The 24,402-nt window shown below is 70.8% G+C and carries 18 protein-coding genes; 12 read left to right on the plus strand and 6 right to left on the minus strand.

What is annotated here, in order from left to right:
- Nucleotides 1–97: 97 nt before the first annotated feature.
- The gene (locus AC07FV_RS04940) at nucleotides 98–1,048 is read right to left on the minus strand and encodes a hypothetical protein (protein ID WP_384693045.1); all 951 of its coding nucleotides are present in this window, start codon (nucleotides 1,046–1,048) and stop codon (nucleotides 98–100) included.
- Between the two features lie 540 nt (nucleotides 1,049–1,588).
- Here AC07FV_RS04940 and uvrC point away from each other — a divergent pair.
- The 11 genes from uvrC to pgi all read left to right on the plus strand — a co-directional run bounded on the left by uvrC (nucleotide 1,589) and on the right by pgi (nucleotide 16,051).
- Complete coding sequence (gene uvrC, locus AC07FV_RS04945) at nucleotides 1,589–3,706, plus strand: excinuclease ABC subunit UvrC (RefSeq protein ID WP_479084677.1); 2,118 nt, start codon at nucleotides 1,589–1,591, stop codon at nucleotides 3,704–3,706.
- Nucleotides 3,703–4,719: an RNase adapter RapZ gene (gene rapZ / locus AC07FV_RS04950; protein WP_479084678.1), complete on the plus strand. Its 1,017-nt coding sequence runs from the start codon at nucleotides 3,703–3,705 to the stop codon at nucleotides 4,717–4,719. Before uvrC ends, rapZ begins: the two co-directional genes overlap by 4 nt.
- The gene (locus AC07FV_RS04955; RefSeq protein ID WP_479084679.1) at nucleotides 4,716–5,807 is read left to right on the plus strand and encodes a gluconeogenesis factor YvcK family protein; all 1,092 of its coding nucleotides are present in this window, start codon (nucleotides 4,716–4,718) and stop codon (nucleotides 5,805–5,807) included. Before rapZ ends, AC07FV_RS04955 begins: the two co-directional genes overlap by 4 nt.
- Nucleotides 5,798–6,790 (plus strand): DNA-binding protein WhiA, encoded by a 993-nt coding sequence (gene whiA, locus AC07FV_RS04960; protein WP_356607877.1) that lies wholly within the window; start codon nucleotides 5,798–5,800, stop codon nucleotides 6,788–6,790. Before AC07FV_RS04955 ends, whiA begins: the two co-directional genes overlap by 10 nt.
- 243 nt (nucleotides 6,791–7,033) lie before the next feature.
- Entirely contained in the window at nucleotides 7,034–9,985 is a 2,952-nt protein-coding gene (locus AC07FV_RS04965; protein ID WP_479084681.1) for a M14 family metallopeptidase, read from the plus strand.
- A gap of 227 nt (nucleotides 9,986–10,212) precedes the next feature.
- Nucleotides 10,213–11,223, plus strand: a complete 1,011-nt coding sequence (gap, locus tag AC07FV_RS04970; protein WP_383649709.1) for a type I glyceraldehyde-3-phosphate dehydrogenase — start codon at nucleotides 10,213–10,215, stop codon at nucleotides 11,221–11,223.
- Nucleotides 11,224–11,361: 138 nt separating this feature from the next.
- Nucleotides 11,362–12,573 carry a phosphoglycerate kinase gene (locus tag AC07FV_RS04975; protein WP_479084683.1) on the plus strand — a complete coding sequence of 404 codons (1,212 nt, stop codon included), beginning with the start codon at nucleotides 11,362–11,364 and terminating at the stop codon, nucleotides 12,571–12,573.
- 5 nt (nucleotides 12,574–12,578) lie between these two features.
- Nucleotides 12,579–13,355, plus strand: a complete 777-nt coding sequence (gene tpiA / locus AC07FV_RS04980; protein ID WP_356607871.1) for a triose-phosphate isomerase — start codon at nucleotides 12,579–12,581, stop codon at nucleotides 13,353–13,355.
- Between the two features lie 150 nt (nucleotides 13,356–13,505).
- Complete coding sequence (secG, locus tag AC07FV_RS04985) at nucleotides 13,506–13,736, plus strand: preprotein translocase subunit SecG (protein WP_053128919.1); 231 nt, start codon at nucleotides 13,506–13,508, stop codon at nucleotides 13,734–13,736.
- A 202-nt stretch (nucleotides 13,737–13,938) separates the two neighbouring features.
- The gene (locus AC07FV_RS04990) at nucleotides 13,939–14,274 is read left to right on the plus strand and encodes an RNA polymerase-binding protein RbpA (RefSeq protein ID WP_003957010.1); all 336 of its coding nucleotides are present in this window, start codon (nucleotides 13,939–13,941) and stop codon (nucleotides 14,272–14,274) included.
- A gap of 124 nt (nucleotides 14,275–14,398) precedes the next feature.
- Nucleotides 14,399–16,051 carry a glucose-6-phosphate isomerase gene (gene pgi / locus AC07FV_RS04995; protein WP_479084684.1) on the plus strand — a complete coding sequence of 551 codons (1,653 nt, stop codon included), beginning with the start codon at nucleotides 14,399–14,401 and terminating at the stop codon, nucleotides 16,049–16,051.
- Between the two features lie 284 nt (nucleotides 16,052–16,335).
- Here pgi and pgl read toward each other — a convergent pair whose 3' ends face one another.
- Genes pgl through tkt form a run of 5 tightly spaced genes read right to left on the minus strand, consistent with a single transcriptional unit; the run spans nucleotide 16,336 to nucleotide 22,937 of the window.
- Complete coding sequence (pgl, locus tag AC07FV_RS05000) at nucleotides 16,336–17,118, minus strand: 6-phosphogluconolactonase (protein WP_479084686.1); 783 nt, start codon at nucleotides 17,116–17,118, stop codon at nucleotides 16,336–16,338.
- Entirely contained in the window at nucleotides 17,115–18,173 is a 1,059-nt protein-coding gene (gene opcA, locus AC07FV_RS05005) for a glucose-6-phosphate dehydrogenase assembly protein OpcA (protein ID WP_479084688.1), read from the minus strand. Before opcA ends, pgl begins: the two co-directional genes overlap by 4 nt.
- The gene (gene zwf / locus AC07FV_RS05010; RefSeq protein ID WP_479084690.1) at nucleotides 18,170–19,693 is read right to left on the minus strand and encodes a glucose-6-phosphate dehydrogenase; all 1,524 of its coding nucleotides are present in this window, start codon (nucleotides 19,691–19,693) and stop codon (nucleotides 18,170–18,172) included. The genes opcA and zwf overlap by 4 nt, the downstream gene beginning before the upstream one ends.
- 3 nt (nucleotides 19,694–19,696) lie before the next feature.
- Complete coding sequence (gene tal, locus AC07FV_RS05015; protein ID WP_356607845.1) at nucleotides 19,697–20,815, minus strand: transaldolase; 1,119 nt, start codon at nucleotides 20,813–20,815, stop codon at nucleotides 19,697–19,699.
- 34 nt (nucleotides 20,816–20,849) lie between these two features.
- Nucleotides 20,850–22,937: a transketolase gene (tkt, locus tag AC07FV_RS05020; protein ID WP_479084692.1), complete on the minus strand. Its 2,088-nt coding sequence runs from the start codon at nucleotides 22,935–22,937 to the stop codon at nucleotides 20,850–20,852.
- A 371-nt stretch (nucleotides 22,938–23,308) separates the two neighbouring features.
- Here tkt and AC07FV_RS05025 point away from each other — a divergent pair, with 371 nt between their 5' ends.
- Nucleotides 23,309–24,262, plus strand: a complete 954-nt coding sequence (locus AC07FV_RS05025) for a heme o synthase (RefSeq protein WP_383649822.1) — start codon at nucleotides 23,309–23,311, stop codon at nucleotides 24,260–24,262.
- Nucleotides 24,263–24,402 lie beyond the last annotated feature (140 nt).

Consider the following 24,402-nt stretch of genomic DNA (forward strand, 5'->3'; position numbering starts at 1 on the left):
CCGACCAGGGCCGTCCGGGCCCCGGCCGCCTCAGGTGCCCCGCCCCGCGTGACCGCTTCGCCCGGCCCGCGCCGCTGCCCACGCGGGTGCCGTCCCCTCAGTCCCACTCCCACTCGATCCCCAGCAGCCCCGACCGCACCCGCGGCTCGACGAGGTGCACGGAGTGGTGGGGGCCGCTGAGGCGCAGTTCCTGTCGGCCGCCGCGCGGAGCCGCCGGCGAGTGCTGCGTGAACCGGTGGCAGCGGGCCGGCAGAGCCGCGGTGTCGAACCGCACCTGCAACGCGTACTGCCCGCCGACCGAGCCGAACCCCCGGACGTACTCGCGTGACACTCCCGCCGTGCCGTCCTCGACCCCGTAGCGGAAGAGGTAGGTGTCCCCGGCCCGCAGACGCGTGTCGAAGAGCAGCTCCGTCACGAGGACACCGGTGTCGTGGTGGGTGCGGACACGTCCCGTGCGGCAGTTCTCCAGCGCGTGGACGGTCATCCGTGCGGGGGCGCACCCCGGGTCACCGTGGTGGACGGCGACGAAGCGGTCGACACCGTCGCGGTGGGCGCGGACGATGTGGTGCGACTCGCGGCCGGCGAGCTCGCGCCGCGACCCCACCCGGATGCGCTCGTGGTGCCCGAGGCTGTGCACGCCGCCGTCCGACCGCAGGTGGTCCAGCTCGGCCAGCAGCCCGTCCAGGACGCAGGAGGCCTCCAGATGGGCCCGGTAGGAGCGGGCCGCGGGCCGCCGCGCCAGGGTGTCCTCGTCCGTCTCGGCGAGCAGACGTATCAGCGACTCCTCGGGCAGCTGGAGTATCTCCTCCAGTGCCCGCACGGCCCGCAGCGACTCCGGGCGCTGCGGGCGCCGGGCACCCTGCTGCCAGTAGCTCAGGCTCGTGACGCCCACCTTCACCCCGCGGCGCGACAGATGGTGCTGCACGCGCTGCAGGGGCAGACCGCGAGCGGCGATCGCGGCGCGCAGGGCCACGTGGAAGGGGCCACCGCGCAGGACCGAGTCCAGTTCCGCGGTGGCGACGTCCAAGGGCTGGGTGGCGTGCGGCATGCGGGGGCCTTCCTGTGAAGTTCACGACGGCTGGTCAGACCGTTCGGCGCGGATCGACCGGAGCCGCCCCCCGGTCGCGGCGCAGAGGTCTTCACATCCGCACGCCGCGCATCGAGGCCCCGAGTCCCCCCGCATTGAAGCGTGTTGATCTAGTCCCGACAACACCTGACGTCCCACCCCGACGCGCTCCTGGCCGAGAACGCACCGGCCCGGCTCCCCAGGGGCACACGGTGTGACCGACCGGCCCCGGACCGTCTTCCCCCGGCCCCGGACCGTCTCCCTCCTGGGCCTGGGACCGTCTTACCCCCGGCCTGGGACCGTCTTCTCCCCCCGACCCCGGACCGTCTTCCCTCGGCCCCGTGGCCGGTCGTGTGCAGAGGCCCCTCCCGGTCGTGCGCAGAGGCCCTACCGGTCGTCCGCACAGGTCTCACCCGTTCGTCCACAGGGCCCAGCCAGGGCCCAGCGCCGTCGTCCACACGGCCTCGCGCCGTCGTCCACAGCCTCGTCGGAGTGTCGGCCCCCGCCAGTAGGGTGTGAGTCATGGCCGACCCCTCCAGCTACCGCCCCAAACCGGGAGAGATCCCGGACACCCCGGGGGTGTACAGGTTCCGTGACGAGCACCGCAGGGTGATCTACGTCGGAAAGGCGAAGAGCCTGCGCCAGCGCCTGGCGAGCTACTTCCAGGACCTGGCGAACCTCCACCCCCGCACCCGCACCATGGTCACCACCGCCGCGTCCGTGGAATGGACGGTCGTGTCCACGGAGGTCGAGGCGCTGCAGCTGGAGTACTCCTGGATCAAGGAGTACGACCCCCGGTTCAACGTGAAGTACCGCGACGACAAGAGCTACCCGTACCTCGCGGTGACCATGAACGAGGAGTTCCCGCGCGTGCAGGTGATGCGCGGCCAGAAGAAGAAGGGCGTGCGCTACTTCGGCCCGTACGGGCACGCCTGGGCGATCCGCGACACGGTCGACCTCCTGCTGCGCGTCTTCCCGGTGCGCACCTGCTCCGCGGGGGTCTTCAAGAACGCCACCCGTACCGGCCGCCCCTGCCTCCTCGGCTACATCGGCAAGTGCTCGGCGCCGTGCGTCGACCGGATCTCCCCCGACGACCACTGGGACCTGGCCGACGAGTTCTGCGACTTCATGGCCGGCCGTACGGGCACCTACCTGCGCCGCCTGGAGCGGCAGATGGCCGACGCGGCCGAGGAGATGGAGTACGAGCGGGCGGCGCGCCTGCGGGACGACATCGGGGCCCTGAAGAAGGCGATGGAGAAGAGCGCGGTCGTGCTGGCCGACGCGACCGACGCCGACCTGATCGCGGTCGCCGAGGACGAGCTGGAGGCGGCCGTCCAGATCTTCCACGTGCGCGGCGGACGCGTGCGCGGCCAGCGCGGCTGGGTCACGGACAAGGTGGAGGAGATCACCACCGGCGCCCTCGTCGAGCACGCCCTCCAGCAGCTGTACGGCGAGGAGACCGGCGACGCCGTCCCCAAGGAGGTCCTGGTCCCCGCGCTGCCCGACCCGGTGGAGCCGGTCCAGCAGTGGCTGACCGACCGCCGCGGGTCCGGCGTGTCCCTGCGCATCCCGCAGCGCGGCGACAAGAAGGCGCTCATGGAGACCGTCCAGCGCAACGCCCAGCAGGCGCTCGTCCTGCACAAGACCAAGCGCGCCTCCGACCTGACGACCCGCTCGCGCGCGCTGGAGGAGATCGCCGAGGCCCTGGACCTGGACAGCGCCCCGCTGCGCATCGAGTGCTACGACATCTCGCACCTCCAGGGCGACGACGTGGTGGCCTCCATGGTCGTCTTCGAGGACGGTCTCGCGCGCAGGAGCGAGTACCGGCGCTTCCAGATCAAGGGGCGGGCCGGAGACACGCAGCTGTGGCACGGCAACGGTCAGGACGACGTCCGCTCCATGCACGAGGTCGTCACCCGCCGCTTCCGCCGCTACCTCGCCGACAAGGAGAGGACCGGCGAGTGGGTGGACGAGAGCGGGACCGACGGAGGGGAATCGGGCGGCGACACTCCGCCGACGGACGGCCCGGCCCTGAAGGACGAGGACGGCCGCCCCAAGCGTTTCGCCTACCCGCCCCAGCTCATCGTCGTCGACGGTGGCCGGCCGCAGGTCGCGGCGGCCCAGCGGGCCCTGGACGAGCTGGGCATCGACGACATCGCCGTCTGCGGCCTCGCCAAGCGGCTGGAGGAGGTGTGGCTGCCCCGCGAGGACGACCCGGTGGTCCTGCCCCGCACCAGCGAGGGCCTGTACCTGTTGCAACGCGTCCGCGACGAGGCCCACCGCTTCGCGATCACCTACCAGCGCGCCAAGCGCGCCAAGCGCTTCCGCTCCAGCCCGCTGGACGACGTGCCGGGCCTCGGGGAGACCCGCAAGCAGGCGTTGATCAAGCACTTCGGTTCGGTGAAGAAGCTGCGGTCGGCGACGATCGACCAGATCTGCGAGGTGCCCGGCATAGGCCGCAAGACGGCCGAGACCGTCGCCGTGGCCCTCGCCGCGGCCACCCCGGCCGCCCCCGCCGTGAACACGGCGACGGGAGAGATCATTGATGACGAGGACGGGGCACCCGAGACGACCGCGGATGCCCCTGGGGAGCCCGTGACCGCGGGCACCCCGGACGAACGACGGGGGCAGGAGAGATGACCGAGCACGAGGCACAGCCCACAGCGGGACGAGAACAGGCCCACCGCACGACCGGTGAGGACCCGGGCCCGCAGACGGCCGGTTCCGCACCGGGCCAGGACGACGGAGCACAGGTGAGTACGGGCAAGGAAGCAGCCGGGGCGCACGAGGCGGCCATCCCCGAGCTGGTGATCATCTCCGGCATGTCCGGGGCCGGCCGCTCGACGGCCGCCAAGTGTCTGGAGGACCTCGGCTGGTTCGTCGTCGACAACCTCCCGCCCGCGCTGATCCCCACGATGGTGGAGCTCGGCGCGCGGTCACAGGGCAACGTGGCGCGGATCGCGGTCGTCGTCGACGTCCGCGGCCGGCGCTTCTTCGACAATCTCCGCGAGTCCCTCGCGGACCTGGACGCGCGCGGTGTCACCCGCAGGATCGTCTTCCTGGAGTCGTCCGACGAGGCACTGGTGCGCCGCTTCGAGTCGGTGCGCCGCCCGCATCCCCTCCAGGGCGACGGCCGCATCGTCGACGGCATCGCCGCCGAGCGGGAGCTGCTGCGCGAGCTGCGCGGCGACGCCGACCTGGTGATCGACACCTCCAGCCTGAACGTGCACGAGCTGCGCGCCAAGATGGACGCCCAGTTCGCCGGCGACGAGGAGCCCGAGCTGCGGGCCACCGTCATGTCCTTCGGCTTCAAGTACGGCCTCCCGGTCGACGCCGACCTGGTCGTGGACATGCGCTTCCTGCCCAATCCGCACTGGGTCCCCGAGCTGCGCCCGTTCACCGGCCTGAACGAGGAGGTGTCCTCGTACGTTCTCAACCAGCCCGGGGCCAAGGAGTTCCTCGACCGCTACACCGAGCTGCTCCAGATGATCGCCGCGGGTTACCGTCGGGAGGGCAAGCGCTATGTGACCGTCGCCGTCGGCTGTACCGGCGGCAAGCACCGGTCCGTGGCCATGTCGGAGAAGCTCGCCGCCCGGCTCGCCGCGGAGGGCGTGGAGACGGTGGTCGTCCACCGGGACATGGGACGGGAATGACAGGACGTACTCCGCGGCTGAGCAGGCTGCGCCGGGTGGTGCCCGAGGGACGCGGCGGCCGGCCCGCCGAGACCCGCGCCGCCCGGCCCGAACAGGCACGCGGCGGCAAGCCGCGCCGCCGGGGCGCCCAGCCCAAGGTCGTCGCCCTCGGTGGCGGCATGGGCCTGTCCGCCTCGCTCGCCGCACTGCGCCGGATCACCGGCGACCTCACCGCCGTCGTCACCGTGGCTGACGACGGGGGCTCCAGCGGGCGCCTCCGCGACGAGCTGGGCGTCCTGCCGCCCGGCGACCTGCGCAAGGCGCTGGCCGCGCTGTGCGGCGACGACGACTGGGGCCAGACCTGGGCCCGCGTCATCCAGCACCGCTTCCAGTCCCATGGCGACCTGCACGAGCACGCGGTCGGCAATCTGCTGATCGTCGCCCTGTGGGAGCAGCTCGGCGACCACGTCCAGGCGCTGGACCTGGTCGGCAAGCTGCTCGGGGCGCACGGGCGGGTGCTGCCCATGTCGGCGGTGCCGCTGGAGCTGCAGGCACTGGTCCGGGGGCACGACCCGGAGCGGCCCGACGAGGTGGACACCGTGCGCGGGCAGGCGACCGTGGCGCTCACCCCCGGCGAGGTGCAGTCCGTCCACGTGGTGCCGAACGACCCGCCGGCCGTCCCCGAGGCGGTCGACGCCGTCCTGGACGCCGACTGGGTGGTGCTCGGCCCGGGCTCCTGGTTCTCCTCGGTCATCCCGCACCTGCTCGTGCCCGATCTGCTCGACGCGCTCGCCCAGACCAAGGCGCGCCGGGTGCTCTCCCTGAATCTCGCGCCCCAGCCCGGAGAAACCGAGGGCTTCTCTCCGCAGCGTCATTTGGAGGTTTTGGGACGACACGCCCCTAAACTCGCCCTGGACGTGGTGCTGGCCGACGAGGCCGCCGTGCCCGACCGTGACTCGCTCACCGACGCCGCGAAACGGTTCGGCGCCGCGGTCGAACTGGCTCCGGTCGCCCGGACCGACGGGACCCCGAGGCACGACCCGGAGCTGCTGGCCGCCGCGTACGACCGTATTTTTCGGATGCATGGAAGGATCGGCCCATGGCGATGACGGCAGCGGTGAAGGATGAGATCTCCCGGCTCCCCGTCACCCGTACCTGCTGCAGGAAGGCGGAGGTCTCCGCCGTTCTGCGGTTCGCCGGCGGCCTTCACCTGGTGAGCGGGCGCATCGTGATCGAGGCCGAGCTGGACACCGCGAGAGCGGCCCGCCGGCTCAAGCAGGACATCCTGGAGATCTTCGGACACAGCTCGGAGCTGATCGTGATGGCACCGGGCGGACTGCGCCGGGGCTCGCGTTACGTCGTTCGGGTGGTTGCGGGCGGTGACCAGCTGGCCCGTCAGACCGGCTTGGTGGACGGCCGGGGACGGCCGATCAGGGGCCTGCCACCGCAGGTGGTGTCGGGGGCCACGTGCGACGCCGAGGCCGCCTGGCGCGGGGCCTTCCTGGCGCACGGCTCGCTGACGGAGCCCGGCCGGTCCTCCTCCCTCGAGGTGACCTGCCCGGGACCCGAGGCGGCACTCGCCCTGGTCGGCGCCGCCCGCCGGCTGTCGATCCCCGCCAAGGCCCGCGAGGTGCGCGGCGTGGACCGGGTGGTCGTCCGCGACGGCGACGCGATCGGCGCCCTGCTCACCCGGCTCGGTGCCCACGACTCGGTGCTGGCCTGGGAGGAGCGGCGGCTGCGGCGCGAGGTCCGCGCCACCGCCAACCGCCTCGCCAACTTCGACGACGCCAACCTGCGCCGCTCGGCGCGCGCCGCCGTCGCCGCCGGCGCCCGGGTGCAGCGCGCCCTGGAGATCCTCGCCGACGACGTGCCCGAGCACCTCGCCGCCGCGGGCCGCCTCCGGATGGAGCACAAGCAGGCTTCCCTGGAGGAGCTGGGCGCCCTCGCCGACCCGCCGCTGACCAAGGACGCCGTCGCCGGCCGCATCCGGCGTCTGCTGGCCATGGCCGACAAGCGGGCCTCGGACCTGGGCATCCCCGGAACGGACGCCAACCTCGGCGAGGAGGAGCTGGCGGACAACCTCGTCGGCTGACCCGGGCGCCCCCGACCCACCGACGGTCGCGTACCACCACGCCCGCGCACACGCACACGCGCGGGCCGACCGCCCGTCCGGGCGGCCAACAAGCCGGTGCCGGAGCCCACTTGGGTGACCGGCACCGGCTTCGGCGTGTCCTTGTCGCCCTCTTGACTCGATCATGAGCTGTCATGAGCCTGGCATCTGTTCGCTGCTGTGGCGGACTCAAGCCTGTCGGACAGGCTTCAGCTAGGGGGGTTCATGAGACGAAGAGCGAGAGCGATCCTCGCCGTCGGCGCGCTCCTGATCGGCGGAGCGAGCTTCGCACCCATCGCCCAGGCACAACCCGCGGACCCGGCGACCCCGGACGCGGAGGAGGTGAAGGTCTTCCGCGCCGAGGTCACGCAGGAGCAGGTGCCCCTGCTGCTGGCCGCCGGACAGGACGGCCACGAACTCACCGAGCGGGTCCCCGACAAGGGGACGGCCACCGTCGAGGTCTACCTGACCGACGGGCAGGCCGAGAAACTGGAGAAGCAGGGCGTCGGCCTCGCCGAGCACACCCTCTCCGCCCGGGCCGAGAAGCGCGTCGAGGCCGCCGCCGACGGCGTCTTCCGCCCGTACAGCGGCAGCGGCGGCCTGCGGGAGGAGATCCTGCGGACCGCGCAGGAGAACCCCGGCCTCACCAAGGTCGTCTCCATCGGCAAGACCGTGAAGGGCCAGGACATCCTGGCCCTCAAGCTCACCAAGAACGCGAAGAAGTCGAAGGACGGCTCCAAGCCCTCCGTCCTCTACATGTCCAACCAGCACGCCCGTGAGTGGATCACCCCGGAGATGACCCGCCGGCTGATGCACCACTACCTGGACAAGTACGACCAGGACCGCCGGATCAGGAAGCTCGTCGACTCGACCGAGATGTGGTTCCTGCTGTCGGCCAACCCCGACGGCTACGACTACACCTTCGAGGACACCGACAACCGCCTGTGGCGCAAGAACCTGCGCGACAACAACGGCGACGGCACCATCGGCACCGGCGACGGCGTCGACCTCAACCGCAACTTCGCCTACAAGTGGGGCTACGACGACGAGGGCTCGTCCCCGAACCCCACCAGCCAGACCTACCGCGGTGACGGCCCGAACTCCGAGCCCGAGACCCAGGCGCTGGACGCCTTCCAGAAGCGGATCGGCTTCACCTACGGCATCAACTACCACTCCGCCGCCGAACTCCTCCTCTACGGGGTCGGCTGGCAGGTGGCCACGAACACCCCGGACGACGTCCTCTACAAGGCGCTCGCCGGCACACCGGACAACTCCGCGATCCCCGGCTACCACCCGCAGGTCTCCTCGGAGCTGTACACCACCAACGGCGAGGCGGACGGCCACGCGGCCAACGTCAACGGCACGGCGATGTTCACCCCGGAGATGTCCACCTGCCAGACCATCTCCGAGCAGGACCCCGACGACGAGTGGAACGCGGGCGACTGCCAGTCGGGCTTCAACTTCCCCGACGACGAGGAACTGATCCAGCAGGAGTTCGCGAAGAACATCCCCTTCGCCCTCTCCGTCGCCGAGAGCGCCGCGCACCCCGACCGGCCGTCCTCCGCGGTCGGCCTGGAGGCCGCCGACTTCACCCCCGCCCCCTTCACCACGTCCTACTCGCGCGGCGCCGACCAGGAGGTCTCGGTCGTCGTCCGCAAGTCCGTCCGCGACAAGGAGCTGAAGTACCGCGTCAACGGTGGACGCGTCCACGACATGGCCCTCAAGCCGTGGCGCGGAGGTGAACGGTACGGCGGCGAGGACAACCTCTACTTCGACGAGTACCGCGCCGAGGTCAAGGACGGCGACCGCGGTGACAAGGTCGAGGTCTGGTTCGCCGGCGAGACCCGCGGCGGCAAGCGGACCGAGAGCGAGCACTTCACCTACACGATCGCCGAGCGCCCCCGCGCGGACGTCCTCGTCGTCGCCGAGGAGGGCGCCAAGTCCACGCAGACGCAGACCTACGTGGACGCGCTCAAGGCCAACGGCAAGCGGGCGGCCGTCTGGGACGTCGCCACCCAGGGCGCGCCCGACGCGCTCGGCGTGCTCGCCCACTTCGACACCGTCGTCCACCACACCGGCGCCGCGGTGCCCGGCAACGCCACCCAGCTCCAGCTGCGCGCCTTCCTCAACGAGGGCGGCCGGCTGATCGAGGCGGGGGAGCGGGCCGGCGGCAGCGTCGACCTCGGCGGCGGCACCCTGTCCGACGACTTCAGCCAGTACTACCTGGGCGCCTACACCCGCACCTCGACCCCCGGAGCCACCGGATTCACCGGCTCCGGCAAGCTCGGCGGCACCACCGGCACGCTCGGCGGCGCCCTGGGCAACCCGCTCGACGCGGCCGGCACCTACAGCGTGACCTCGGACCAGCTGCCCGTCGACACCTACCCCCAGTTCGCGAGCGCGGGCGCCGGGAAGTTCGCCGGGACGGCCAACCCGTACGGGCCCTACGCCGGCGAGTGGATGGCGGCCGCCGTCCACACGGACGACGCCTACAAGCGCCTCACCCGCACCGTCGACCTCACCGGTGTCACGGCCTCCGAGCGCCCCACGCTCCGCACCCAGCTGCTGTGGGACACCGAGCGCGGCTACGACCACGCCCTGGTCGAGGCGCACACCACCGGCGCGGACGACTGGACCACGCTGCCCGAGACCGGCGGCGCCACCGGCACGGCCGTGCCGGCCGAGTGCTCGGCCGGGTTCTACGTGAGCGAGCACCCCTGGCTGGAGCACTACCTGACGCTGTCCGAGGACGGCTGCACCGCGGCCGGCACCACCGGGCAGTGGAACAGCCTCACCGGATCGTCCGGGGGCTGGCGGCAGGTCGAGTTCGACCTGAGCGCCTACGCCGGGAAGTCCGTCGAGCTGTCGATCGCCTACGTCACCGACCCGGGCAGCGGCGGCCGCGGCGTCCTCGCCGACGAGGCCTCCCTCGTCGTCGGCGGCACCGCGGCGACCGAGGGCTTCGAGACCTCCCTCGGCGCCTGGCGGGTGGCCGGACCGCCCGCCGGCAGCCCCGCCGTCCTGAAGGACTGGGCCCGCACCGGGACCCTGTTCCAGACGTACGGCGCGGTGACCACGGACGACACCGTGCTGCTGGGCTTCGGCCTGGAGCACCTCACGGAGCCTGCCGCCCGCGCGGCCCTGCTCCGCCAGGCGCTGCGTGCCCTGGATGAGTGAATTCCGGTTCGCTGGGGACTGACACGGCGTAGCGAAATCGGGTGATCGGTCCCCACGCCCCAGGGCGGTCCGTACCCCTACTGGCGGGTACGGACCGCCCTGCCGGGTATGGGGCGTCTCGATGTCACCCCCGAGGCCCCGGAGAGGTAGGGTCGGTGGTGGTCGGGGACATCCCAAATACAGCTCGCCGGCACATCGGGCCGGCGTACCAACGAGGAGATCGGTTCGTGACGATCCGCGTAGGCATCAACGGCTTTGGCCGCATCGGTCGTAACTACTTCCGCGCGCTGCTGGAGCAGGGTGCAGACATCGAGATCGTGGCTGTCAACGACCTGGGTGACACCGCGACCACCGCCCACCTGCTCAAGTACGACACCATCCTCGGGCGCCTCAAGCAGGAGGTCACGCACACCGAGGACAGCATCACCGTCGACGGCAGGACCATCAAGGTCCTCTCCGAGCGCAACCCGGCCGACATCCCCTGGGGTGAGCTGGGCGTCGACATCGTGATCGAGTCGACCGGCATCTTCACCAAGAAGGCGGACGCCGAGAAGCACATCGCCGGTGGCGCGAAGAAGGTCCTCATCTCGGCTCCGGCCAAGGACGAGGACATCACCATCGTGATGGGCGTCAACCAGGACAAGTACGACCCCGCGAACCACCACATCATCTCCAACGCCTCCTGCACCACCAACTGTGTGGCGCCGATGGCCAAGGTCCTCGACGAGAACTTCGGCATCGTCAAGGGTCTGATGACGACGGTGCACGCGTACACGAACGACCAGCGCATCCTGGACTTCCCGCACAAGGACCTGCGCCGCGCCCGTGCCGCCGCGGAGAACATCATCCCGACCACCACGGGCGCCGCCAAGGCCACCGCGCTGGTCCTGCCGCAGCTCAAGGGCAAGCTCGACGGCATCGCGATGCGCGTCCCGGTCCCCACCGGCTCGGCCACCGACCTGGTCGTGGAGCTCCAGCGCGAGGTCACCAAGGACGAAGTCAACGCCGCGTTCAAGAAGGCCGCGGACGGCGGCGACCTCAAGGGCTACCTGTTCTACACCGAGGACGAGATCGTCTCCTCGGACATCACCGGCGACCCGGCCTCCTGCACCTTCGACTCCTCCCTGACCATGGTCCAGGACGGCAAGACGGTGAAGATCCTCGGTTGGTACGACAACGAGTGGGGCTACTCGAACCGCCTCGTCGACCTCACGGTCTTCGTCGGCGACCAGCTCTGATCCAGCCGGATTCAGCAGGCACCTCGATGTGACGGCAGGGCTCGGGCAGCGCAAGGATGCGCTGTCCGAGCCCTGCGTCGCGTCCGCAGCGACCAGCCCTCGTAGGATCACGAGCGATCTGAGAACCCAGGAGCACTCTTGAAGACGATCGACGAACTGCTCTCCGGAGACGTCGCGGGCAAGCGCGTCTTCGTCCGCGCCGACCTGAACGTACCGCTGGACGGCACGACCATCACCGACGACGGCCGCATCCGCGCCGTGGTGCCCACTGTCAAGGCCCTCGCCGACGCGGGTGCGCGCGTGATCGTCGCCTCGCACCTGGGCCGCCCCAAGGGCGCCCCGGACCCGGTCTTCTCCCTCGCCCCGGCCGCCGCCCGCCTCGGTGAGATCCTCGGCGCCGACGTCGCCTTCGCCGAGGACACGGTCGGCGAGTCCGCCGAGTCCACGGTGTCCGGCCTCGCCGACGGCCAGGTGGCCGTCATCGAGAACCTGCGCTTCAACGCCGGTGAGACCAGCAAGGACGACGCCGAGCGCGCCGCCTTCGCCGACCGGCTGGCCGGCCTCGCGGACGTCTACGTCGGCGACGGCTTCGGCGCGGTGCACCGCAAGCACGCCTCCGTCTTCGACCTGCCGAAGCGGCTCCCGCACTACGCCGGGTACCTCATCGCCACCGAGGTCGGCGTCCTGAAGAAGCTCACCGACGACGTGCGGCGGCCGTACGTGGTCGCCCTCGGCGGTGCCAAGGTCTCCGACAAGCTCGCCGTCATCGACCAGCTGCTCGGCAAGGCCGACCGGCTCCTCATCGGCGGCGGCATGGCGTACACCTTCCTCAAGGCCCAGGGCCACGAGGTCGGCATCTCCCTCCTTCAGGAGGACCAGGCTCCGGTCGTCAAGGAGTACATCGAGCGCGCCGAGAAGAACGGCGTCGAGCTGGTCCTGCCCGTCGACGTCCTGGTCGCGACCGAGTTCCCGGACCTGAAGACGAAGGCCCCGGCGAACCCCGCCACCGTCGCCGCGGACGCCATCCCGGCCGACCAGGAGGGTCTGGACATCGGTCCCGAGACCCGCAAGCTGTACGCCTCGAAGCTCGCCGACGCCGCCACCGTCTTCTGGAACGGCCCCATGGGCGTCTTCGAGCACCCCGACTACGCCGAGGGCACCAAAGCGGTCGCCCAGGCCCTCGTCGACGCCCCGGGCTTCACCGTGGTCGGCGGCGGCGACTCCGCCGCGGCCGTCCGGACGCTCGGCTTCGACGAGAACGCATTCGGCCACATCTCGACCGGCGGCGGCGCCTCCCTCGAATACCTCGAGGGCAAGACGCTCCCCGGCCTCGCCGCACTGGAGGACTGACCTCAATGAGCACCCGCACGCCGCTGATGGCGGGCAACTGGAAGATGAACCTCAACCACCTCGAGGCCATCGCCCACGTCCAGAAGCTCGCCTTCGCCCTCGCGGACAAGGACTACGACGCCGTCGAGGTCGCCGTCCTCGTCCCCTTCACCGACCTGCGCTCGGTGCAGACCCTGGTCGAGCACGACAAGCTGAAGATCAAGTACGGCGCCCAGGACGTCTCCGCCCACGACGGCGGCGCCTACACCGGCGAGATCTCCGGCCCGATGCTGGCCAAGCTCCGCTGCACCTACGTCGCGATCGGCCACTCCGAGCGCCGGCAGTACCACGCCGAGACCGACGAGCTGGTCAACGCCAAGGTCAAGGCCGCCTACAAGCACGGCCTGACCCCGATCCTGTGCGTCGGCGAGGAGCTGGACGTCCGCGAGGCGGGCAACCACGTCGCCCACACCCTCGCCCAGGTCGAGGGCGGCCTGAAGGACCTCACCGCCGAGCAGGCCGAGACCATCGTGATCGCCTACGAGCCGGTGTGGGCCATCGGCACCGGCAAGGTCTGCGGCGCCGAGGACGCCCAGGAGGTCTGCGCGGCCGTCCGCGGCAAGGTCGCCGAGCTGTACTCGCAGGAGCTGGCCGACAAGGTCCGCATCCAGTACGGCGGCTCGGTCAAGGGCGGCAACGTCGCCGAGATCATGGCGCAGGCCGACATCGACGGCGCCCTGGTCGGCGGTGCCTCGCTGGACTCGGACGAGTTCGTCAGGATCGTCCGCTTCCGCGACCAGTAGACCGCCCGGTCGGTCGGCCGGTGGACCGGCGGATCGACCGGTGAGTAGGCGGTAGCGGCGATACGTCGTACCCTTGCGGGGGCATGGTGGCCTGCGTCATCGTGCCCCCGTCGTTCATCCGAAGCCGAGGAAGTTGGTCCAGCCGTGGTTATGGGGTTCTCGATCGCCCTGATCGTCTTCAGCCTGCTGCTGATGCTGCTGGTGCTGATGCACAAGGGAAAGGGCGGCGGCCTCTCCGACATGTTCGGTGGCGGCATGCAGTCGTCCGTCGGCGGCTCCTCGGTCGCCGAGCGCAACCTCGACCGGATCACCGTGGTGGTCGGTCTCCTGTGGTTCGCGTGCATCATGGTGCTCGGCCTGCTGATGAAGGCGAACAGCTGACCCATCACGCACTTCCGCACGTAAAGCCCCATGTTCGGTACGCGCTTCACGGCGCCGCCTATCATGGGGCTTGCGTCTGTGTGCGCTTGGGCTTGTCACTCGAATCACTGGACGCGCGTTGGGCCTTACGTAGACTGAGGCGCTCGCAGCGAGGCGAAACGCCGACTCGCTTCGCGGCACCATCACGCAGGGAGTTACGACCGTGGCAAGTGGCAACGCGATCCGGGGAAGCCGGGTCGGGGCGGGGCCGATGGGCGAGGCCGAGCGCGGCGAGTCCGCGCCGCGTCTGCGCATCTCCTTCTGGTGCTCCAACGGACACGAGACGCAGCCGAGCTTCGCGAGCGACGCGCAGGTCCCCGATACCTGGGACTGCCCGCGCTGCGGATTCCCCGCCGGGCAGGACCGGGACAACCCCCCGGACCCGCCCCGCACCGAGCCCTACAAGACCCACCTCGCCTACGTGCGCGAGCGGCGCAGCGACGCGGACGGGGAGGCGATTCTCGCCGAGGCGCTCGCCAAACTCCGCGGCGAGATCTAGCCCGACGACTTCGCGCCTTTCTCCCGCGTTCACTTCGGTCCGGTTCAGTCTTCTTCACCGTTGATCCATTAGGTTGGAACAGCGGGACAGCTGGGACACCAGGGAAGAAGGCTGAAGTCCGAAGATGAACGCAGACGGCCGTACCAGGCTCAACCAGACGCCTGAATGGAACGCGCTGGCCAAGCACCGCGACGAACTCGGCGAGATCCGGCTGCGCGAGTTGTTCGCCGCCGACCCCGGGCGGGGCACCGACCACACGCTCCGCGTGGGAGACCTGTACGTCGACCACTCCAAGCACCTCGTCACCGACGAGACCCTGCGGCTGCTGCGGGAACTGGCCGCGGCGACCGGCGTCTTCGGCCTGCGGGACGCCATGTTCCGTGGCGAGCGGATCAACACCACCGAGGACCGGGCGGTGCTGCACACCGCGCTGCGGGCCCCGCGGGACGCGGTGATCGAGGTCGACGGGGAGAACGTCGTGCCGAAGGTGCACGCCGTCCTGGACAAGATGGCGGACTTCGCCGAGCGGGTCCGCTCCGGCGCGTGGACGGGCCACACCGGCAAGCGCATCCGGAACATCGTCAACGTCGGCATCGGCGGCTCCGACCTGGGCCCCGCCATGGCCTACGAGGTCCTGCGCGCCTTCACCGACCGCGCGTTGACGGTCCGCTTCGTCTCCAACGTCGACGGCGCCGACCTGCACGAGGCGACGCGGGACCTGGACCCGGCCGAGACTCTCTTCGTCATCGCCTCCAAGACCTTCACCACCATCGAGACGGTCACCAACGCGACCTCCGCCAGGGCCTGGCTGCTGAAGGAGCTGGGCGACGAGAAGGCGGTCGCCCGGCACTTCGTCGCCCTGTCGACGAACGCGGAGAAGGTCGCCGAGTTCGGCATCGACACGGCCAACATGTTCGAGTTCTGGGACTGGGTCGGCGGCCGCTACTCGTACGACTCGGCGATCGGGCTCTCCCTGATGATCGCCATCGGCCCGGACCGCTTCCGGGAGATGCTCGACGGTTTCCACCTCGTCGACGAGCACTTCCGCACCGCCCCGGCCGAATCCAACGTGCCTCTGCTGATGGGCCTGTTGGGCATCTGGTACGGCAACTTCATGGGCGCCCAGTCGCACGCGGTCCTGCCGTACTCGCACTACCTGTCGAAGTTCACGGCCTACCTCCAGCAGCTGGACATGGAGTCCAACGGCAAGTACGTCGGCCGGGACGGGCGCGAGGTGGAGTGGGAGACCGGGCCGGTCGTGTGGGGCACGCCGGGCACCAACGGGCAGCACGCCTACTACCAGTTGATCCACCAGGGCACCAAGCTGATCCCGGCGGACTTCATCGGGTTCGCCGAGCCGGTGGCCGAGCTGAGCGACGAACTGAAGGCCCAGCACGACCTGCTGATGGCCAACTTCTTCGCGCAGACCCAGGCACTCGCCTTCGGCAAGACGCCCGACGAGGTGCGGGCCGAGGGCGTGCCGGAGGAGCTGGTCCCGCACAAGACCTTCCGGGGCGACCACCCGACGACCACGATCCTCGCCCGCGAGCTGACCCCCTCGGTTCTCGGCCAGCTCGTCGCCCTCTACGAGCACAAGGTGTTCGTGCAGGGGGCCGTCTGGGGCATCGACTCCTTCGACCAGTGGGGCGTGGAACTGGGCAAGGTGCTGGCCAAGCGCGTCGAGCCCGCCCTCACGGAAGGCGCCGAGGTCCCCGGTCTGGACGCCTCCACCACGGCGCTCGTCGCCGCCTACCGGGAGCTGCGCGGACGGGGATGAGCCGCACCGGGGGGGGGGGGGGGGGGGGGGGGGGGGGGGGGGGGGGGGGGGGGGGGGGGGGGGGGGGGGGGGGGGGGGGGGGGGGGAGCGGACTCTCCCCTTCCACCACCCCCCCCACCCCCCCCCTCCCCCCCCAAAAAGAGCCACGAGAAAAAGGCCCCCCCCCCCCCCCCCCCCCCCCCCCCCCCCCCCCCCCCCCCCCGCGCCCGGGGTGCGGTACGGGACGGGGGCGGGGGGGGCCACCAGCCCCCGCCGCCCCCGCCCCCGTCCCGTACCCGGGCCGGCTACGCCGACGCCGGCGGGTACAGCGACCTCGGCAGTTGGGAGGCCGCCGCCGTGTCCAGCAGCCACAGGGTGCGGGAGCGGCCCCGCGCGCCGGCCGCCGGGGCCTGGATCTCGCCCGCGCCCGAGAGGGCCATCGCGACCGCGTTCGCCTTGTCCTCGCCCGCCGCCAGCAGCCACACCTCACGGGCCGTGCGGATGGCCGGCAGGGTCAGTGAGACGCGGGTGGGCGGCGGCTTGGGCGAGCCGTGGACGCCGATCACCGTGCGCTCCGTCTCCCGGACGCCCGGGTGCTCGGGGAAGAGCGACGCGACGTGGGTGTCCGGGCCGACGCCCAGGAGGAGGACGTCGAAGGACGGGACCGCCGCGTGGTTCTCGGGGACCGACGCCTCGGCCAGTTCCCGCGCGTACGCGGCCGCCGCCGCCTCCACGTCCGAGCCGCAGGGACCGTCGGACGCCGGCATCGCGTGCACCCGCTCCGGGTCCAGCGGCACCGAGTCCAGCAGGGCCTCGCGGGCCTGGGTGATGTTGCGCTCCGGGTCGCCCTCCGGCAGGAAGCGCTCGTCGCCCCACCACAGGTCCAGGCGGCCCCAGTCGACGGCGTCCCGGGCAGGGGAGCCCGCGAGCGCGGCCAGCAGACCGTTGCCGTTGCGGCCGCCGGTGAGGACGACGGACGCGCTGCCCCGGGAGGCCTGCGCGTCCACGATCCTCGTGAGCAGCCGCGCCGCCGCGGCCTCGGCCATCAGCTCCTTGTCGCGGTGCACGACCAGCTGGGGAGTGCTCACTTCGCCGCCGCCTTCTTCACCGGTGCCTTCTCCTGCGCCGCGTCCTTCGCCCGGGCCTTCGCGACCGTCTCGACGGGAGCGGCGACCGCGACGGCCCCGCCCCCGTCACCGCCCGCGTTCCCGGTGCGCGGCGCGTTCAGCCGGTCCACCCCGAAGCGCAGCGCCGAGGCGTACGTGTCGTCCGGGTCGAGGCGCCGCAGCTCCTCGGCGATCAGCTCGGCCGTCTCGCGGCGCTTGAGCGCCACCGCACGGGCCGGCTGACCCTGGATGGACAGGTTGGCCAGCGAGCCGTCGGCCCGGTCCAGGACGACCGGACCGCAGTCGGTGTCCATGCGGACCGCGGTCAGACCGGGACCGGCGGACGCGGTGCGCTCGACCGGGACGTCCAGCCGGTCGGCCAGCCACATCGCCAGCAGTTCGCAGCTCGGGTTGTCCTCCTCGCCCTCCACCTCGACCGACTGCACCTTGCAGTCGACCTGGTCCAGGGCCGCCGCCAGCATCGAGCGCCACGGCGTGATGCGGGTCCAGGACAGGTCGGTGTCACCCGGCGTGTAGGCGTCGGCCCGGGCGGCCAGCTCCCGTACCGGCTCCTCGCAGGCGTAGGTGTCGGTGACCCGGCGCTGGGCCAGCGCGCCCAGCGGGTCCCCGGCGGGGTCCAGCGGCGCGTTCACCGGCCACCACACCACGACCGGCGCGTCCGGCAGCAGCAGCGGCAGGACCACCGACTGGGCGTGGTCGACGACGTCTCCGTACAGGCGCAGCACGATCGTCTCGCCGGTACCGGCGTCGGCACCGAGGCGCACCTCGGCGTCCAGCCGGGACTTGGTGCGGTCCCGGGGTGAACGCGAGACCCGCTTGATGACCACCAGCGTGCGCGAGGGGTGCTCGTGCGCGGCGTCGCTCGCGGCCTTCAGCGCGTCGTAGGCGTTCTCCTCGTCGGTGACGATGACCAGCGTGAGCACCATGCCGATGGCGGGCGTGCCGATGGCCCGGCGCCCCAGCACCAGCGCCTTGTTGATCTTGCTGGCCGTGGTGTCCGTGAGGTCTGTCTTCATGGCCGGCGCCAGCTCCGTCCGTCTCGCTCGAGCATTTCGTCCGCCTCGACGGGACCCCAGGTGCCGGCCGGGTACTGCGCCGGGGTGCCGTGCTGGTCCCAGTACTGCTCGATCGGGTCGAGGATCTTCCAGGACAGCTCGACCTCCTCGGTGCGCGGGAAGAGGTTCGCGTCGCCGAGCAGCACGTCGAGGATGAGGCGCTCGTACGCCTCGGGGCTGGACTCCGTGAAGGACTCGCCGTACGCGAAGTCCATCGACACGTCCCGGATCTCCATCGAGGTGCCCGGCACCTTGGAGCCGAAGCGGACGGTGACGCCCTCGTCGGGCTGGACGCGGACGACGATCGCATTCGACCCGAGTTCCTCGGTGGCCGTCGTGTCGAAGGGGGAGTGCGGGGCCCGCTGGAAGACCACCGCGATCTCGGTGACCCGGCGGCCCAGCCGCTTGCCGGTGCGCAGGTAGAAGGGGACGCCCGCCCAGCGGCGGTTGTCGATGCCGACCTTGATCGCGGCGTAGGTGTCGGTCTTCGACTTCGCGTCGATGCCCTCCTCCTCCAGGTAGCCGACGGCCTTCGCGCCGCCCTGCCACCCGGCCGCGTACTGGCCGCGCACCGTGTCCCGGCCCAGGTCCCTGGGGAGGCGGACCGCGCCGAGCACCTTGGTCTTCTCGGCGGCCAGCGCGTCGGCGTCGAAGGATGCGGGCTCCTCCATGGCGGTCAGCGCGAGCAGCTGGAGCAGGTGGTTCTGGATGACGTCGCGGGCGGCGCCGATGCCGTCGTAGTAGCCGGCCCGGCCGCCGATGCCGATGTCCTCGGCCATGGTGATCTGCACGTGGTCCACGTAGGACCGGTTCCAGATCGGTTCGAACATCGTGTTGGCGAAGCGCAGCGCCAGGATGTTCTGGACGGTCTCCTTGCCCAGGTAGTGGTCGATGCGGAAGACCTGGTCGGAGCCGAAGACCTCGTGGACGATCGCGTTCAGCTCCTCGGCCGACCTCAGGTCGTGGCCGAAGGGCTTCTCGATCACCGCGCGGCGCCAGGAGCCGTCGGTCTGGTCGGCCAGCTGGTGCTTCTTCAGCTGCTGGATGACGACGGGGAAGGATTTCGGCGGCACCGACAGGTAGAAGGCGAAGTTGCCTCCCGTGCCCTGCGCCTTGTCCAGGTCCTCGATGGTGGCGCGCAGCCGCTCGAAGGCGTCGTCGTCGTCGAAGGTGCCCTGGACGAAGCGCATCCCCTGGATGAGCTGCTGCCAGACCTCCTCGCGGAACGGCGTACGGGAGTGCTCCTTGACGGCGTCGTGCACGACCTGGGCGAAGTCCTCGTGCTCCCAGTCGCGGCGGGCGAAACCGACGAGCGAGAAGCCCGGCGGCAGCAGACCACGGTTGGCGAGGTCGTACACGGCGGGCATGAGCTTCTTGCGGGACAGATCACCGGTGACGCCGAAGATGACCAGACCCGACGGCCCCGCGATGCGCGGGAGCCGTCGGTCTGCGGGGTCACGCAGCGGATTGCTGCTTGACAATTTTTAGCCCTCCGAGGGAGCGAGGCGCTTGAGCTCGGCCTCGGTCGACTTCAGCAGGTCGTTCCAGGAGTCCTCGAACTTGTCGACGCCCTCCTTCTCCAGCAGCTGGACCACCTCGTCGTAGCCGATCCCGAGCTTCTCGACGGCGTCGAGGTCGGCGCGGGCCTGCTCGTAGGTGCCGGCGACGGTGTTCCCGGTGATCTCGCCGTGGTCCTCGGTGGCCAGCAGCGTGGCCTCCGGCATGGTGTTCACCGTGTTGGGCGCGACCAGGTCGGTGACGTACATGGTGTCGCTGTACGCCTTGTCCTTCACACCGGTCGACGCCCACAGCGGACGCTGCTTGTTGGCGCCGGCCTTCTCCAGGGCGCTCCAGCGGTCCGTCGAGAAGACCTCCTCGTACGCCTGGTAGGCCAGACGGGCGTTGGCGACGGCGGCCTTGCCGCGGGCGGCCTTGGCCTCGTCGGTGCCGAGCGCGTCGAGGCGCTTGTCGATCTCGGTGTCCACACGGGACACGAAGAAGGACGCCACGGAGTGGATCTGCGAGAGGTCCAGGCCGCGCTCCTTGGCCTTCTCCAGGCCGGTCAGGAAGGCGTCCATGACCAAGCGGTAGCGCTCCAGCGAGAAGATCAGCGTGACGTTGACGCTGATGCCCAGGCCGATGACCTCGGCGATCGCCGGGATGCCGGCCTCGGTCGCCGGGATCTTGATGAGCGTGTTGGGGCGGTCCACCAGCCAGGCCAGCTGCTTGGCCTCGGCGACCGTCGCCTTGGTGTTGTGCGCGAGGCGCGGGTCGACCTCGATGGAGACCCGGCCGTCCTTGCCGCCGGTGGCGTCGAAGACGGGGCGCAGGATGTCGGCGGCGTCGCGGACGTCCGCCGTGGTGATCATGCGGATCGCCTCTTCGACCGTGACCTTGCGGAAGGCCAGGTCGGAGAGCTGCTGGTCGTAGCCGTCGCCCTGCGAGATCGCCTTCTGGAAGATCGACGGGTTGGTGGTGACGCCCACGACGTGCTGCTGGTCGATCAGCTCGGCGAGGTTGCCGGACGTGATCCGCTTGCGCGACAGGTCGTCCAGCCAGATCGCGACGCCTTCATCGGAGAGGCGCTTGAGTGCGTCTGTCATGGAAAATGCATCTCCTACGTGTCGTGTACGGGCGTCAGCGCTGGGCCGCGGCGATCGATTCCCTCGCCTGGGCGGCGACGTTCTCGGCGGTGAAGCCGAACTCCTTGAAGAGCAGCTTGCCGTCGGCCGAAGCACCGAAGTGCTCCAGGGAGACGATCCGGCCGGCGTCCCCGACGTACTTGTGCCAGGTGAGGCCGATGCCGGCCTCCACCGCGACGCGGGCCCTCACGGACGGAGGCAGGACGCTGTCCCGGTACCCCTGGTCCTGCTGCTCGAACCACTCGACGGACGGCATGGAGACCACCCGCGTCGGCACGCCGTCGGCCTGGAGCGCCTCACGGGCCTCCACGGCCACGTGCACCTCGGAACCGGTGGCGATGAGGACGACCTGGGCTTCGCCGCCTTCGGCCTCGAACAGCACGTAGCCGCCCTTGGCCGCGTCCTCGTTCGCCTCGTACGTCGGCACGCCCTGGCGGGTCAGCGCCAGACCGTGCGGCTGGCCCTTGCCGAACTCCTTGGTCCAGCGGCGCAGGATCTCGCGCCAGGCGATGGCGGTCTCGTTGGCGTCGGCCGGACGGACCACGTTGAGGCCCGGGATGGCGCGCAGCGAGGCGAGGTGCTCGACCGGCTGGTGGGTCGGACCGTCCTCACCCAGGCCGATGGAGTCGTGCGTCCACACGTACGTCACCGGAAGGTGCATCAGCGCGGACAGCCGCACCGCGTTGCGCATGTAGTCGGAGAACACCAGGAAGGTGCCGCCGTAGATGCGGGTGTTGCCGTGCAGCGCGATGCCGTTCATCTCCGCGGCCATCGCGTGCTCGCGGATGCCGAAGTGGATGGTGCGGCCGTAGGGGTCCGCCTCGGGCAGCGGGTTGCCCGCCGGGAGGAAGGACGACGTCTTGTCGATCGTCGTGTTGTTCGAGCCGGCCAGGTCGGCCGAGCCGCCCCACAGCTCGGGGACGACCGCGCCGAGCGCCTGGAGGATCTTGCCGGAGGCGGCACGCGTGGCCACGCCCTTGCCGGTCTCGAAGACCGGGATCTTCTCCTCCCAGCCCTTGGGCAGCTCGCCCTTGGCGACGCGGTCGTACTCGGCGGCGCGCTCGGGGCTGTTGTCCCGCCACTGCTGGTAGGCCTTCTCCCACACCGCGCGGGCCGCCCGGCCCTTCTCCAGGGCCTTGCGGGTGTGGCCGATGACCTCGTCGGAGACCTCGAAGCTCTTCTCCGGGTCGAAGCCCAGGACGCGCTTGGTCGCGGCGACCTCGTCGTCGCCGAGCGCCGAGCCGTGCGCGGCCTCGGTGTTCTGCGCGTTCGGGGCGGGCCAGGCGATGATCGAGCGCATCGCGATGAAGGAGGGGCGGTCGGTGACCTTCTTCGCCGCCTCGATCGCGTCGTAGAGCGCGTTCGGGTCCAGGTCGCCGTCCGGCTTCGGGGCGACGCGCTGCACGTGCCAGCCGTACGCCTCGTACCGCTTGCAGGTGTCCTCGGAGACGGCGGTCTCGGTGTCGCCCTCGATCGAGATGTGGTTGTCGTCCCACAGCAGGACCAGGTTGCCGAGCTTCTGGTGGCCGGCGAGGGAGGAGGCCTCGGCGGAGATGCCCTCCTGGAGGCAGCCGTCACCGGCGATGCAGTAGACGAAGTGGTCGAACGGGGAGGTGCCCTCGGCGGCCTCCGGGTCGAACAGGCCGCGCTCGTAGCGGGCGGCCATCGCCATGCCCACCGCGTTGGCGACGCCCTGGCCGAGCGGGCCGGTCGTCGTCTCCACGCCCGTGGTGTGGCCGTACTCCGGGTGGCCGGGGGTCTTGGAGCCCCAGGTCCGGAAGGACTGCAGGTCCTCCAGCTCCAGGCCGAAGCCGGCCAGGTACAGCTGGGTGTAGAGGGTCAGGGACGAGTGGCCGGCGGACAGCACGAAACGGTCGCGCCCGACCCAGTCCGCGTCGGCCGGGTCGTGCCGCATCACCTTCTGGAAGAGGGTGTAGGCGGCGGGCGCCAGGCTCATCGCCGTACCGGGATGGCCGTTGCCAACCTTCTGTACGGCATCGGCGGCCAGGACGCGGGCGGTGTCCACCGCCCGCTGGTCCAGTTCGGTCCACTCGAGGTCTGTGGTGGTCGGCTTGGTGCTCACCCTGGGTCAGGGCTCCTCTCCACATGTCGGATGCCGGTGCACGGGTGCACCGGCTGCCGGCGCGTCCGTGAGTCGGCCGGCCGTTGTCGAGCCTACCCCCGTAAGTACGTGCGTTTTTCCGCTGGAAACCAGACTGCCGGGACTCTTCGCGATCCGCCTGTCGACTGGGTGAAACCGCATTCGGCAAGTGAATACGGAGCCGCTCATCTGACCGCTCAATCGACTCTCCGAACGCACGTCGGAGCGCCCCGGCCAACACGACCCCACCCCCGCGAAGGCCGAGGTACGGGCAACGTCTAAAGTGGCGTGGTACGCGCGAGCCTTTACCGCCACTTCACATGGCGGGGCTCGCTGGGATGTCTCTGTCAGGGGTGTGCGTGACGGCCGTTGAATCCCGTCCTGCGGGGGTTATCGGGACGAGCCAGAGCCCGAGTCACCGGCCGTTCGGGGCCCGTGTCAAGGCGTTCGTGGCGCTGACCAAGCCGCGGATCATCGAGCTTCTGCTGATCACCACCGTTCCGGTGATGTTCCTGGCCGAACAGGGTGTTCCGGACCTGGGTCTGGTGTTGCTGACCTGCGTCGGCGGCTACCTGTCCGCGGGCGGCGCCAACGCGCTGAACATGTACATCGACCGCGACATCGACGCGCTGATGGACCGCACCTCGCAGCGGCCGCTGGTGACCGGCATGGTCAGCCCGCGCGAGTGCCTCGCCTTCGGCATCTCCCTGGCCGTCGTCTCGACCCTGTTGTTCGGTCTCACCGTCAACTGGCTGTCGGCCTGGCTCTCGCTCGGTGCGCTCCTCTTCTACGTGGTCGTCTACACGATGATCCTCAAGCGCCGCACCTCGCAGAACATCGTCTGGGGCGGTATCGCCGGCTGCCTGCCGGTGCTCATCGGCTGGTCGGCCGTGACCAACTCGATGTCCTGGGCGCCGATCATCCTCTTCGGCGTGATGTTCTTCTGGACGCCCCCGCACTACTGGCCGCTGTCCATGAAGGTCAAGGACGACTACGCGCGCGTCGGCGTGCCGATGCTCCCGGTCGTGGCCTCCAACAAGGTCGTCGCCCGGCAGATCGTCCTCTACAGCTGGGTCATGGTCGCCGTGTCCCTGCTGCTGACGCCGCTCGGCTACACGGGCTGGTTCTACACGGCGGTGGCCCTGCTGGCCGGCGGCATGTGGCTGTGGGAGGCCCACGGGCTCCAGAACCGCGCCAAGGCCGAGGTGACGGGCGGCAAGCTCAAGGAGATGCGGCTCTTCCACTGGTCCATCACCTACGTGTCGGTGCTGTTCCTGGCGATCGCGGTGGACCCCTTCCTGCGCTGAACACCTGTCCCCCGGAACGTCCGACGGGCGGGGGGGGGGGGGGGGGGGGAGCACCCCCCTCCCCCCCTCCCCCCCCCCCCTCTTGTTGGGGTTGAATGCGGGTAGGCGAAATGAAGAGGGGTGGGGGGGAGAAGAGACGG

The sequence above is a fragment of the Streptomyces sp. NPDC045956 genome, from assembly GCF_056430705.1.

What these genes read in the sequence shown, in the direction of transcription:
- AC07FV_RS04940 (WP_384693045.1), bottom strand. Translation starts at nt 1,048, where the DNA reads ATGCCGCACGCCACCCAGCCCTTGGACGTCGCCACCGCGGAACTGGAC.
- uvrC (WP_479084677.1), top strand. Translation starts at nt 1,589, where the DNA reads ATGGCCGACCCCTCCAGCTACCGCCCCAAACCGGGAGAGATCCCGGAC.
- rapZ (WP_479084678.1), top strand. Translation starts at nt 3,703, where the DNA reads ATGACCGAGCACGAGGCACAGCCCACAGCGGGACGAGAACAGGCCCAC.
- AC07FV_RS04955 (WP_479084679.1), top strand. Translation starts at nt 4,716, where the DNA reads ATGACAGGACGTACTCCGCGGCTGAGCAGGCTGCGCCGGGTGGTGCCC.
- whiA (WP_356607877.1), top strand. Translation starts at nt 5,798, where the DNA reads ATGGCGATGACGGCAGCGGTGAAGGATGAGATCTCCCGGCTCCCCGTC.
- AC07FV_RS04965 (WP_479084681.1), top strand. Translation starts at nt 7,034, where the DNA reads ATGAGACGAAGAGCGAGAGCGATCCTCGCCGTCGGCGCGCTCCTGATC.
- tpiA (WP_356607871.1), top strand. Translation starts at nt 12,579, where the DNA reads ATGAGCACCCGCACGCCGCTGATGGCGGGCAACTGGAAGATGAACCTC.
- secG (WP_053128919.1), top strand. Translation starts at nt 13,506, where the DNA reads ATGGGGTTCTCGATCGCCCTGATCGTCTTCAGCCTGCTGCTGATGCTG.
- pgi (WP_479084684.1), top strand. Translation starts at nt 14,399, where the DNA reads ATGAACGCAGACGGCCGTACCAGGCTCAACCAGACGCCTGAATGGAAC.
- opcA (WP_479084688.1), bottom strand. Translation starts at nt 18,173, where the DNA reads ATGAAGACAGACCTCACGGACACCACGGCCAGCAAGATCAACAAGGCG.
- tal (WP_356607845.1), bottom strand. Translation starts at nt 20,815, where the DNA reads ATGACAGACGCACTCAAGCGCCTCTCCGATGAAGGCGTCGCGATCTGG.